Annotated in this window: 12 protein-coding genes; 9 read left to right on the forward strand and 3 right to left on the reverse strand. The window is 43.4% G+C overall.

The window, feature by feature from the left end; genetic code table 11:
- Positions 1-5 precede the first annotated feature (5 nt).
- From Xish_RS15900 to Xish_RS15935, 8 genes are all read left to right on the forward strand, one after another.
- Positions 6-746 carry a phage minor tail protein L gene (locus Xish_RS15900; protein WP_099118811.1) on the forward strand — a complete coding sequence of 247 codons (741 nt, stop codon included), beginning with the start codon at positions 6-8 and terminating at the stop codon, positions 744-746.
- A gap of 100 nt (positions 747-846) precedes the next feature.
- Positions 847-1389 carry an Ail/Lom family outer membrane beta-barrel protein gene (locus Xish_RS15905; protein ID WP_099118812.1) on the forward strand — a complete coding sequence of 181 codons (543 nt, stop codon included), beginning with the start codon at positions 847-849 and terminating at the stop codon, positions 1387-1389.
- A gap of 69 nt (positions 1390-1458) precedes the next feature.
- Complete coding sequence (locus tag Xish_RS15910; RefSeq protein ID WP_099118813.1) at positions 1459-2169, forward strand: C40 family peptidase; 711 nt, start codon at positions 1459-1461, stop codon at positions 2167-2169.
- Positions 2166-2741 carry a tail assembly protein gene (locus Xish_RS15915; RefSeq protein WP_099118814.1) on the forward strand — a complete coding sequence of 192 codons (576 nt, stop codon included), beginning with the start codon at positions 2166-2168 and terminating at the stop codon, positions 2739-2741. Before Xish_RS15910 ends, Xish_RS15915 begins: the two co-directional genes overlap by 4 nt.
- Before the next feature lie 54 nt (positions 2742-2795).
- On the forward strand, positions 2796-6065 hold the full coding sequence (locus Xish_RS15920) for a TipJ family phage tail tip protein (RefSeq protein WP_099118815.1): 3270 nt from the start codon (positions 2796-2798) through the stop codon (positions 6063-6065).
- A complete protein-coding gene (locus Xish_RS15925; RefSeq protein WP_244186173.1) occupies positions 6065-6427 on the forward strand; it encodes a hypothetical protein in 363 nt (120 codons plus the stop codon). Before Xish_RS15920 ends, Xish_RS15925 begins: the two co-directional genes overlap by 1 nt.
- Before the next feature lies 1 nt (position 6428).
- Positions 6429-7037 carry a hypothetical protein gene (locus tag Xish_RS15930; protein WP_099118817.1) on the forward strand — a complete coding sequence of 203 codons (609 nt, stop codon included), beginning with the start codon at positions 6429-6431 and terminating at the stop codon, positions 7035-7037.
- A 35-nt stretch (positions 7038-7072) separates the two neighbouring features.
- Entirely contained in the window at positions 7073-8455 is a 1383-nt protein-coding gene (locus Xish_RS15935; protein ID WP_099118818.1) for a phage tail fiber protein, read from the forward strand.
- A gap of 104 nt (positions 8456-8559) precedes the next feature.
- Here Xish_RS15935 and Xish_RS15940 read toward each other — a convergent pair whose 3' ends face one another.
- The 3 genes from Xish_RS15940 to Xish_RS15950 all read right to left on the reverse strand — a co-directional run bounded on the left by Xish_RS15940 (position 8560) and on the right by Xish_RS15950 (position 11666).
- Positions 8560-9057, reverse strand: a complete 498-nt coding sequence (locus tag Xish_RS15940) for a hypothetical protein (RefSeq protein ID WP_099116368.1) — start codon at positions 9055-9057, stop codon at positions 8560-8562.
- Positions 9058-9094: 37 nt separating this feature from the next.
- Positions 9095-9946: a hypothetical protein gene (locus tag Xish_RS15945; protein ID WP_099118819.1), complete on the reverse strand. Its 852-nt coding sequence runs from the start codon at positions 9944-9946 to the stop codon at positions 9095-9097.
- A gap of 781 nt (positions 9947-10727) precedes the next feature.
- The gene (locus Xish_RS15950; RefSeq protein ID WP_099119121.1) at positions 10728-11666 is read right to left on the reverse strand and encodes a TAXI family TRAP transporter solute-binding subunit; all 939 of its coding nucleotides are present in this window, start codon (positions 11664-11666) and stop codon (positions 10728-10730) included.
- 353 nt (positions 11667-12019) lie between these two features.
- On the opposite strand from Xish_RS15950, the gene Xish_RS15955 reads away from it, so the two are divergent.
- Positions 12020-12850, forward strand: a complete 831-nt coding sequence (locus Xish_RS15955; RefSeq protein WP_099118820.1) for an alpha/beta fold hydrolase — start codon at positions 12020-12022, stop codon at positions 12848-12850.
- Positions 12851-12957: the final 107 nt, after the last annotated feature.

Here is a 12957-nt window from a genome sequence, read left to right on the forward strand (position 1 = left end):
TTACCATGACAATCAATGCTACCCTCCAACGTCTTGAGTCGGGGAATAAAATTCTTTTGTTTTCTGTCGATGGTTCAGTATTTGGTGGACCAGAATTATATTTCCATAATCACCCTATTTCTTATACAGAAAAGGAACTGGAAGGTGATATAGGTAATTTACCGATAAAGTCTATCTGGTGGCAGGGTGTGGAGTATAAGCCGTGGCCTGTAAGAATTGAAGGACTGGAAGTTAACAGTGATGGTAGAACAGTGTCACCCACGCTCAGTATTGCCAATCTGGATGGCACCATTAGCGCGATGTGTCTGGCGTATCAAAATATGACTCAGGCGCGTGTCACTATCCGTATGACATTTGCACATTATTTGGATGCCCGTAATTTCCCCGAAGGCAACCCAGAAGCCGATCCTACACAGGAAAAGATTGACGTCTACTATATTGACAGTAAGACGCATGAGGACAATACAGAAATTCATTTTGCCTTATCTTCCCCTGCTGACTTACAGGGCATTCAGATCCCGACCCGACAGATTCACAGTCTTTGTACATGGTGTATGCGTGGGTTATACCGAAAATCACCCTGCAACTACACGGGGACTCGGTATTTTGATGAAGATGGCAACCCAACTAATGATCCGTCAAAAGATGCGTGTGGTGGACTAATGAGTGATTGCAAGGCCAGATATGGCGAGGATAGCCAATTGCCTTTCGGTGGTTTTCCGGGTTCAGCCTTATTAAGGCGCTGAAATACATAGTGATTCAGATCAAGCTTTAGAAAACACAGAAGGATAAAAGAAATAATTTTTGTATACTGCTCGTGCTTTTTTTAATTATTAAAGGTTTTTTATGAAAAAAATAGTTTTAGCAACATTGGCTGTAGCAGGAATATCAGTCCTATCTATGAGTGCACATGCCGCTGGCGAAAGCACTATTTCGGTAGGCTATGCGCAGAGTCATGTCAAGATTGCGGGCGATAAGTTAGACGAAAATCCAAAAGGTTTCAACGTCAAATATCGTTATGAATTAGATAATGATTGGAGTGTGATCGGTTCGTTCGCATACACTCACCAAGGGTATGAATATTATTATGGTGGATACAAAACGGCTACTATTGATTTAGATTATTACTCATTGACTGCTGGTCCTGCGTACCGCATCAATGAATATGTAAGTGCATATGGTTTAATTGGTTCGGCTCATGGCAAAATGGAAGCCAAAAATAGGGTGAATGGATATTCACATAGTGAAAGCAAAACTGAACTTGCTTATGCCGCAGGCTTACAGATTAACCCAATTCCTAATATGGCCATTGATGCATCATATGAATATTCAAAACTCGGTGAGGTTAAAGTAGGTACATGGGTGATCGGTGTTGGTTATCGATTCTAAGAAATTAATTAAAATTTAAATATAACTTAACCTGCTTCGGCAGGTTTTTTGTTATATAGAGGAATCTATATGCGTCCACATATTACCCAATCCATTATGAATCACGCACAAACAGCATACCCCAATGAATGTTGTGGTTTGGTGGTTCAAAACAGCCGTAAACAGCAATATATCCCTTGCCGTAATATCGCGCTGTCACCCACCGAACAATTCAGCATTCACCCCGAAGATTACGCTAATGCTGAGGATGCGGGGACTATTGTTGCTATTGTCCATAGTCACCCCGATGCGACAACACAACCCAGCCAATTAGACATTGCCCAATGTGACCTGTCACAAACCCCGTGGGTAATTGTTTCATGGCCGGAGGGAGATATTCGTACCATCATGCCAACTGAGGGAATAAAACCACTTATCGGTCGCCCGTTTGTACATGGCATTTGGGATTGCTACTCCATCGTGCGTGACTGGTATCGACTGGAGCGTAACATTGATATTCCTGATTTTGAGCGCTCAGATGGCTGGTGGGAGCGTGGCGAAAACCTGTATATAACGAACTATGCGGTGGCTGGCTTTGTTGAAGGCAGTAGTGAATTGCAGGTGGGTGATGTGATCATTATGCAGGTACAGGCCAAAGAACCCAATCATGCTGGGGTGTATATCGGCGATGGATTAATGTTACACCACATGTACGGTCAACTCAGTAACCGCGTGTCTTACAGTGGGTATTGGCAGGAAAGAACTGTGAAAATAGTCAGATATCAGGAGTCAGCTATATGAATACAGTACGCATAATACGGTTATACGGCATACTCGGCGCACTGTTCGGACGAGAGCACCGACTGGCAGTCTCATCACCCCAAGAAGCTGTCCGAGCATTGTCTGTCCTGATTGACGGCTTTGAAAAGTTCCTATTGTCAGCCAGAGAGCGCGGGTTAACTTTTGCCGTGTTTAGCGGCAAACGCAATATCAGTCAGGAGGAATTAGCCTTTTCCGGTGCAGACGATATCCGCATTGCCCCGATGATCATTGGCAGTAAGAAAGCGGGTGTTTTCCAGACCATACTCGGGGCGGTGATGGTCGTTGCCGGCGCGTTTATGTGGGCGACTCCGTGGGGTGCGCCGATGGTCATGTCCGGTGTATCTATGATGCTGGGGGGCGTGGTGCAGATGTTATCACCGATGCCGGGTGGACTGGCACGACGGGAAGATCCCGACAACAAACCCAGCTATGCCTTTGGGGGTCCCGTGAATTCCATTGCTCAGGGGAACCCCGTTCCGGTGGGCCACGGAAAGCGGCGCATCGGGGGTGCCATTATCTCAGCGGGCATCTACGCCGAAGATCAGCAATAACGCTACATTGTTTTTAGTCAGGTCGCTTAGGCGACTTTTTTTTATGGGTGAAATATGGGAAATCATCTGATTCAGGGCAGCAAGGGCGGGGGTGGCAGTCCGCGTACCCCCGTAGAATCACCGGATTCATTGCAGTCAACATCGTATGCCAAAATCTTACTGGCATTGGGGGAAGGTGAGTTCGCGGGTGGGCTGGATGGCACCAATATCTTTCTGGATAACACGCCGATTATTGGTCCTGATGGTCAGGCTAACTTTGAGGGCGTCAAGTGGGAATTTCGCCCCGGTACGCCGCATCAGGATTATATACCGGGCATGCCTGCGGTTGAGAATGAACTGACGGTCGGTACGGAGTTAATGGAATCATGGGTGAGATCGGTCACCAATACCCAACTGTCGGCGGTTCGTATCCGGTTATCGTGGCCTCAGTTGCAAAAACAGGAAGAAAACGGCGATACAGTGGGATATCGCATTGATTATGTGGTTGAGGTGGCAACGGATGGTGGCGCATATAAGGAAGCGCTAAAAACTGCGGTTGATGGTAAGACGACCACCAAATATGAACGCTCACACCGCATTGATTTACCGAAAGCCCATTCTGGCTGGCAGGTGCGGGTGCGCCGCTTAACTCCGAAACAGACCAGTAACCGGATTGCCGATGCAATGGTCGTGGAAGCCATCACAGAAGTGATCGACGCCAAATTGAGTTACCCCGAAACCGCCTTGCTCTTTGTCCAGTTTGACGCGAAACAGTTCCGTAATATTCCGCAGGTCTCTTGTGAACCGAAAATGCGCGTTATCCGCGTACCTGATAACTATGACCCTGAAAGTCGCAGTTACTCCGGTGTATGGTCGGGGCAATTTAAATGGGCGTGGACAGATAACCCTGCGTGGGTATTGTACGACCTGATGATCAATGATCGGTTCAGCATCGGTACACGGGTTAAGGCTGAAAACCTGAGTCTGGCAAAATGGGATTTGTACCGCGTTGCGCAATACTGTGATCAGCTCGTGCCTGATGGTAAAGGAGGACAAGAGCCGCGCCACACCTGCAATGTCTATATCCAGTCACAAGAGGATGCGTGGACGGTACTACGGGATATCGCCGGAATTTTCCGAGGGATGACCTATTGGGCGAACAATAACATGAACGTGCTGGCCGATATGCCGCGTGATGTGGATTTTATCTACACACGTGCCAATGTGCGTGATGGTAAATTTGTTTATGCCAGTTCCAGCGAGAAAACCCATTACAGTACGGCTATGGTGAGCTGGTCAGATCCCCAGAACGGTTATCAGGATGCAATCGAGCCTGTTTTTGATAACCGGTTAATACGCCGTTATAACGTAAAACAGGCGGATGTGACGGCGATTGGGTGTACCCGCCAAAGTGAGGCACAACGGCGTGGTAAATGGGTGTTGCTCACCAACGAATATGACCGGATGGTCACGTTTACGGTGGGACTGGATGGCAAAATCCCGTTGCCTGGTTACATCATCGGGGTAGCCGATGAAATGTTTTCCGGCCGTGTATTGGGTGGGCGCGTGAGTTCGGTGAATGGACGCAATATCACGCTGGACAGGGTATCTTCGGCAAAAGTTGGGGAGCGGTTAATCCTGAACTTGCCGTCTGGCAAAGCCGAGGGACGCACCATTCAGGCCGTGAACGGGCAGATTGTCACGGTGACTACGACCTACTCAGAAACCCCAATCGCCGAATGTGTCTGGGCAATTGATGCAACGGATTTAGCTATCCAGCAATTCAGGGTGACGGGCATTAAGGAGGGTGAGGACGGTGTATCTTATGAAATTACCGCTGTTGAGCACAACCCCGACAAATACGCCCGCATTGACACAGGGGCACGCATCGAAGATCGGCCTGTTTCTGTTATCCCGCCCGGTGTTCAGCCGCCACCAAAAAATGTCACCATTAACAGCTACTCAGTCGTCAATCAGGGTATTGCCGTCACCACGTTGCGCGTGACATGGGATGCGGCGGAGAATGCGATTGCGTATGAAGCTGAGTGGCGGCGTGATAACGGGAACTGGATATCAGCACCCCGAACCTCTACGCAGGGATTTGAAGTGCCAAATGTCTATTCTGGACGCTATCAGGCACGGGTGAGGGCGATTAATGCGGCTGAAATATCCAGTATCTGGGCGAATGCACCGGAAACTCACTTGAAAGGGAAAGAGGGCAACCCACCCACACCGTTAGCTTTCAGAACTACAGCGATTATCTTCGGTATCCAGCTAGATTGGGGTTTTGCTGCCCAGACTGCTGACACACTGAAAACCGAAATCCAATACAGCCGGACGAATGACGGTGAGGGATTGATGCTATTGGCTGATATTCCCTATCCGCAACACACGCACACTATGCAGGGATTGGCGGCAGGGGTAGCATTTTGGTTCCGTGCGCGGCTGGTGGATAAGTCGGGTAATCAGTCCCCGTGGACGGAGTTTGTGCGAGGGGAGTCGTCTTCTGATGCAGATTGGATAGTGAAAGCAGCGGGCAATCAATTCCTCACCGCCGAGGCGGGTAAGCGCTTGCAAGATCAACTGGACTATCAGGCCGAAGCTGCCCTGATTAACGGGGTGGCCAATCAAGAGAATGCCTATCAAATTATGGTGAAGGATGGGGAGAACAAAGCCGAAATCAAACGTCTGGATCGGGTATTTGCTGACTCACAAACTGCGTGGGCACAACAAATTACTGAGGTGAAAGCGGAGCTGGCGGGAGATATCAAAACCAGCGTCCAGCGCAATGAACAAGCGATTGCGAAAGTTGATTCCGCACTGGCTGACAGTGAAAAACGCACGCAGGCTCAATTCAAGGAGCAGTCTGCCATTATCCGCGAGAAAGCGACAGCCGTCTTTGATATCGACGGCAACGGTTATGCTATCAAGGATATCGGGGCGGGCGTGAACTACAGGGGACAATATTATGGCGCGGGGATGGTCGTTGGTGCTGAGGTGAAAAACGGTCGCGTTGAAACCCACTTCGGTGTCAGGGCGAACCAGTTTACCATAGTGAATCCCAATAATGGAAAACTGGAGCCGGTCTTTGTAATCAAGAACGGTCAGGTATTTATCAGGGACGGGTTTATTGATATGGCAAATATTCAAAAGTTATTAGTGGGTGTTGAAATTAAATCGTCAAATTTTGATCCCAATAATAAAACAGGGTTCAGAATCGATATGAGAACAGGCGAGGAGGTTCGTTACGGACGTGGAAGTTCAGGCTATTGGATGGAAACCAACAACCTAAAACAGCTATTTGATAATAATGGCAGATTGCGGATCAGAATGGGGTTTTGGTAATGGGGATGGGGTTAGAAATTTACGATGAGCGGGGGCGATTAATTATCACCACTAATAACATTATTCCGCGTTTCCTAGGGACACATGTTATTCCCCTCCAAAAAGCGGGGAGCTTATATCTGTCCGCCTTAAGCGAGGGCGGCAATGTGACTGCCCGCTTCTTTTTATATATGGCTAATAAACAAGGGGTTAGTACAACCAGAATCAGTAATGAGTTCACCCGATTCAGTGTCTCCGGCAGTACGTTTAATTATCACGTGGATTACGATGTGTACCGTTGGGAGAACAAAGGACATGGCGGCGGACAGAGCGGTGCCGGTTGGGATGAGATGATAAACCGTGTGACAATTTGGGCGATATAGTATGTTTGGCATTGAATTTTATACCGATAATGGCTTTGTCCAGATATCGGACAAATCCCCTGCAATGGGATTTTTGAGAAAAGCCGGAACGAATGAGAGCAACACCCAGCCGAAATATTATAATTTTGCCGAGGTTTACGGGGCGGGTGGGAAATATTTCTTTGCACCAATATCGGAACTGGGTATTTATGGTAACAGCGGGTTGGAGGTATATAGCGAGAAGGGAGAACTAATGTTTTCTTCCGCTATGAAACTATTGTCATTTGTGAAACCGTTTTATGTTGATGTATCCAGTAATAAAAACACCCCCTTTGTACATACTGGCGGGGCAGAGCGTCGCTATGGGTACATGATAATCAAATCTCAATCCAGGCATTACTACAGAAACAAGCAATTTCTTCAGGGTGGTCCACCGTATTACGATGATGAATGGATCTATGATGTGTATGCAGAATCATTCAAAGCCAGATACAGTTACGGCAGAATTGAAATCATATATTCGCTTGAATTTGCCTACAGGGGCGGCGGAATAACAGATCCGGGAACATGGAGTGGCCCACCGCCTTTGATGGAGGGTTTTATCGTTGACCTGACCGCCATTGAAGGCTAGCCATTTTTAATAAACCAACCTTCAGGAACCACACCATGTACTATGCAGGCACTATTAGCACCGTGTCCGGCTCGGCTATTGTCCGCGGCACGGGCACGCAATTTAAATCGAATATCAACGGTGTCGCCTCTGGACAGATTATATTAATCCGGTCAGGCAACAACAATTTAATCCACATGATTCAGGCGGTGAACTCCGATACCGAGCTGGTATTGGTCGATACCATTCCCGTTACCCTGAATAACGTAAAATACCAGATTCAGACCACCGTTCCGAATTCCATTTCGGATGGGGTCAGGCATATTTTAGCCAATACCAGCTACATTACCCTGTTCCTCCAGAACATGGACAAATGGATGTCACAGAATGGGACAATCAACGTGACCTTGCCGAATGGCCAAACAGTATCGTTGCAGTCGATACGGGCATTGCAGGCGGCGATGCTGGATAAGAACAAGAACGGAGCGGATATTCCAAATAAATCGGCGTTTGTGGGCAACCTTGGCTTGACGGACACGCAGGATTTAGTGAAAAAAGTTATCCATTCGTCCGGGAACTGGATAATGGTGGGGGATGAGAGTAAGCAGGGTTGGTTGGGAAAAAGCGATAATGATATTTATGTCGGGAACTCCAAATCCAATAAGTATCTGGAACTCAAGGATGATGGGCAGTTGAAGTATGGCGGTACTCAGATTATCAAGCAGGGTGATTTTGGTGTGGGTTCCCATGATTTATTTGGTAACAATGATGCAGGTTATCTTTGGAATATTGCCGGGGATCAACCCACGGGATTTTACAGTTACACGCCTAAGTCACATCAGGATGAACAATGGGGTTCATTCATCAAACTGCGCTGGAATGAAGGAAACCAGCAGTATCTGATATTCCCTAACTTTGGTGCGGATGCGATGCGGATTGTCAGGTATATTAGTGGCGATACCTGGTCAGATCATACTGTCTGGACAACAGGCAATACCACCGTTGATGGTAGCGGTTACCTCAAAAAAGGTTCCCCTATTATCCAAATCCACCCGACCGGTAAATTCACCACTAACGACGAATCCGAAGGCGCGACGGTTGAACGTCTGTCCGAGGGCGTCTATCTCATCAAAAACGTGCTGGGGTTTAATGCTGATGCGGCATGGGGCGGTGTTGATGGTGGGGTTGAGATACCGCTGTGCAAAAATAAATTGCCGTTGATTTGGGTGGATTACAAAGTTCTGCCCGATGGCGCCATCAAATTAATGACTTACCATCGTGAGCACATCGGCGCACCCACATTCGCCAGAAATATACAAGAGGGTTACGTTGACGGTGACCCGATTGATATCCCCATCGGTCGGTCTATATCTGTCCGTGTCCAGATGCCAGAGAATTCTATCTGGAATCAGCAACAAAGATTATCTGAGTCAAAATAATACAGGGGCACTATGCCCCTTATGCCAGCAGATTCGGTGTGGAATGTGAGGCAGGGGGGGGCGTGATGGGAAAAAGCCCTCGCGGGGAGGGCTTGAGGTTAGTGTTAATTTTGTTGTCGCTTTATTTTTTCTTCAAATAGTTTTTTAATTTTAAATGGAATAAAAAAGGAACAAGAAAAGGCTACAATACTGAAAAAACATATTAATGGTTCCAAAATAATAGTTATTTTTTCAGGTTTAGTGTTAATTAGTTTGGTTATATCACCTTGAGGTAAGGTGAGGTAATAAATAAAAATTAAACATAACACAACCAAATATATAAAAAATAAAAACAAATATCTTTGAAACCTGATTTTGAATTTTCTTTCATTATTATATCTGTTTTCTTCTGACGTATTTGTTGTAGCAGTAGCCACTTCTCCTGAGGTTGATATAACCAATAGGAGAAAGCCTGTTAAGATAGAAAACATGTTTGCTACAAAGTTAAGTAGATCTTTATTATATCTTATTTTGTCATGAAAAAAATAAGTTATAATTACAGCGAATACAGGTATAGCTATGAATGTAGCTATGTATCCAAAATCTTTTTTTTGTGAATTCATGTTCTCCTCCTGATCCGCATTTTATGCCATTCTTTTATTATACTACAGTGCCTATGAAATGAATAAGAATTTCTTTTGCATATTTATCTTTTATTGTTTTCGTTCCGTAAGGTATCGTGTAATAGTCTTTTTTTGTTTTTATTTCTGAGCTTTTAATTTTGTTATCCTTGCGAGTTACAATGTAAAAATCTTCTGATAATTCATTGACAACAGATTCTATATCATCACTGATAGACTCAATAAGACCAAAATTACTTTTATGATCAAGGAATAACATTCCGTAAAAAGGAGCGTCGCTATTATTTTCCTTTTCGAAAATAGATAATTTATTTTTTATTTTTATATCATCTATAACTTTCATTGTTGTCGAGACACCTATCACTAGATGCTTTATTTTTTCACGTTGTATTTTATCTACTGTGCTTTTATTAACCTTGTCTTTTATTTTTACACCTACACCCAATGTCTTAAATATTCTATCAAGTCTTGTTCTTTGATGGGTATAAATAATTTGATTTATTGTATAGATATGCTTACCGTCTATTATCATAAAAACATGACTATTATCATAATTTTCAATAGAGTGTAAGTCTTTTTCTTTATCATCATTTGAACTATTTTTACTTTCAGATACTATTGCTGGTGTAATTGGAACCAGCGCGTGCGGTTCATAAAATGTGATATGTACAAAAATTCTCTCTGGTTCCATTTCAAGTTTTTTTATCCGCATTTTATGTGATTGACTTATCTTAAAATCAGAGCCTTCAACGAATTCTTCATGCTCACCCAATGCCTGCAATAGACTTTTTTCATTATTGTATTCATAATCAAATACATAAGCTGTCGCTGTTTTTTTGAACTCTTTGGTTTTAGACTCTGAAAAATTCATATCCATTCCATTTATTTAAAAAAATTTCTATGTTTATGTCACTGACTCTAAAGTGTGTTGTTTTCATACTAAATCACTTCCCCTAATATATGATCGGAATTTTCCTAATCTGTGAAGTGAAAAGAAAGCTAATTTATCGAAATGTGATAAAAAATATATTTCAATTTAAAACTGTATTTGTGAGTTATATTATTGATGTGTTATTTCCCTACTTGGGTAATTTCTTCCAACCCCTTGATATCTCTTATTTCTGTCAGAGAACCAGAATTCTTGCTCTGAGCGGGAAATGAGTAAAATCAACATGTTAGCTAAGGGTGGGATTTCCCGTCTTTTGGGCTTCTTCCGTTTCAAACGGAGCGATTAAATACCGCTCACAGCCGTCATTTGAAATCGCAGCAGTGCACTTGTTTAACTTTATTCTGGGGAAATTAACCACAGGGATCTCTTTAGTTTAAGGAGCCACCAGTTTCGGAGGTTCCTTCTTTTACTGAACATAATGACTACGAGACTTATTTGGAAAATTCCAAAAAAGGTCGTCTGTGAGCCGAGAGTCCTAATCAACATTGTTAATTGGGATTTAAAAGCCCATTTATGTTAAAGGGCAGATTGCTGTCCTATAGTGATAGTAGCTTCCTTTTTACCTTACTTATGACTCTAAACTTTACCTATCTAACGTGCGAAAAATCCATTTTTATGTACTGCATTATGTACACACCTTGTTTGTACATGAGTGTGTACATTTGTGGTTTTTGTGGGTACTTATTTGATATAAATATTTGTTTTATTTATTTTTTATATTATTAGGCATATTTTCAGGCAGAATGTATTTTGCGGAGCTATGGATCTGATGGACTTCTTTTTGATTTTCAAACATCACTTTTGTTAATTCATAGATAGTTTTTTCATCTATTTTGCGGGTTGTCATCAGAATATTGGGTTGCGCAATAGTTTGGATAGGCTGTTTTTGCCGTGGATAAGTCTCCGCTTGAATAACAAAACGAAACCATGAGTTGGCAATAGCGTTAATCTTTTTCAGTTGTTCATCTGTCACATTTAGAATACGTGCAGGAACACCACTGGCATACATATCTGTGACTGCTGAAGCGGGTACACCCGCAGGTAAGGCGCCACCATCAAGACGACCGTCCCGCATGGCTGAAACTGTATCGCCATAACCAAGATATTCTGGATGAATATTTTGCTTGTTGAGATTGACACCTTGCAAAATGATCACAGTAGATTGTTCAGTACCGCTGGCTTGCGGCCCGACAGAGAAACGCGTTCCGGCAATATCATTTAGTGTGCCATCTTTGACTTTATCGTCTAATAAAACAAAGTGTTCAACATTTGGCCAAAGAACGGAGATAGAACGTAGATCCTGATAAGGGTGGTTTTTGAAATTTCGGACACCTTGATAGGCTTCGACGGCGAGTAAACTCTGTAAGATAGCCAGTTGAGCTTCATTTTTTTGGAGTAGGTCAATATTTTCAATCGAACCGGCTGAAGATTGTCCCGTAACCTGAATATTTTCCTGTTTCAGATGGTTACTCCAGACATTGGCCAGACCAACTCCCATTGGATAGTAAGTTCCTCCTGTGGAAGCCGTAGCAATGGAAAGAAAACGTTTATTGGCATTTTCTATTTTTCCTGTAATGGCCATGATGACCAGAGCAATGGCAATAATAGCTGTCAATAGGAGCTTTACTTTTGGGGAAGCCATATTCTTTATAGTCATAATGTGGTTACCAGATGATGTTGTGTCATAAATGTTAAATGTTTGCATTCACTTGTATACAACATTACTTATCTGGTTCAGAGTTTAATGTTGAAAATTTGTGATAGGTGTTTTGTATACCTTAAAAAATAAACGAAAAGTATACAGTTATTGATAGATTTTAAGTGTGGAAGCGCACTGCATGATCTTGCAGAGGATAAAAAAATCATAATAACTTTCAGGAGAACTTAATTCAGTAAAATCTCTATCGTTTTATGATGATTCAATACTGATGATTTGTAATAAGGCTAATTTAATCGCTTCCTTAAACTCATCCCTATACTTGAGGAGGGAAAATAATGACTACTACACAGAATGGCATTAATTACTATAACATTCAGACCCGTTATGCGGGTATCGCAGTAACAGATACTGGTGGAGGGGGATTACCTGTTCTTTTCATTCATGGCAATTCGAGTTGTAAAGAAGTATTTCGTCATCAAATTAATCTATTAAAAGGGAAATATCGGGTTTTGACGTTAGATTTGCCAGGGCATGGTTCTTCATCAAATGCCAGTGAACCACGTCAGGCATATTCAATGCCCAGTTATGCACGTACGGTCATTGAAGTACTGGAAAAAATAGGCATTAACAGAGTGGTAGTATTTGGTTGGTCATTAGGTGGTCATATTGGGTTGGAAATGTTAGCGTTGTTCCCGAAGATGATTGGCTTAATGATTTGCGGTACTCCTCCGGTATCAGTCGGTGCAGATAACGTGGCTCTTGGTTTTCGTCCGGGTTTGGGGCTTGCCGGTAAGGCGGAATTTACTGAGGAAGATATCAAAATTTTTGTATCTGATACTTATGGCGCTAATGCGCCTCATGAGTCTTTTATTGTTGAGGCGGTGATAAGAACAGATGGATTGGCACGGCAGTATATGTTTGAGGCTTTGCTTTCTCCTCAAGCAACAGATCAAAAATTATTGGCTGAAACCAGAGAAACACCGTTAGTGATTGTTAATGGAGCAGATGACCCATATATTAATTTTGACTATATTGATGGCCTCAATTACCGAAATCTTTGGAAAAAGAAGGTATTTAATTTAGCTGGTCTTGGTCATGCACCGTTCTGGGAGGCTCCAGAATTATTTAACCCAATCTTGGTCAAGTTCCTTAAGGATTTTCAATAAAATTAGATGCAATAACCACTTAATTATAATAAATAATAGCGGGAGACCTTGATTACATGCTGGTTTAATCAATCACTCCAAAGAGCTCCCGCCATTATATTTTAAAA

It is taken from the genome of Xenorhabdus ishibashii (assembly GCF_002632755.1).
Classification (GTDB): domain Bacteria; phylum Pseudomonadota; class Gammaproteobacteria; order Enterobacterales; family Enterobacteriaceae; genus Xenorhabdus; species Xenorhabdus ishibashii.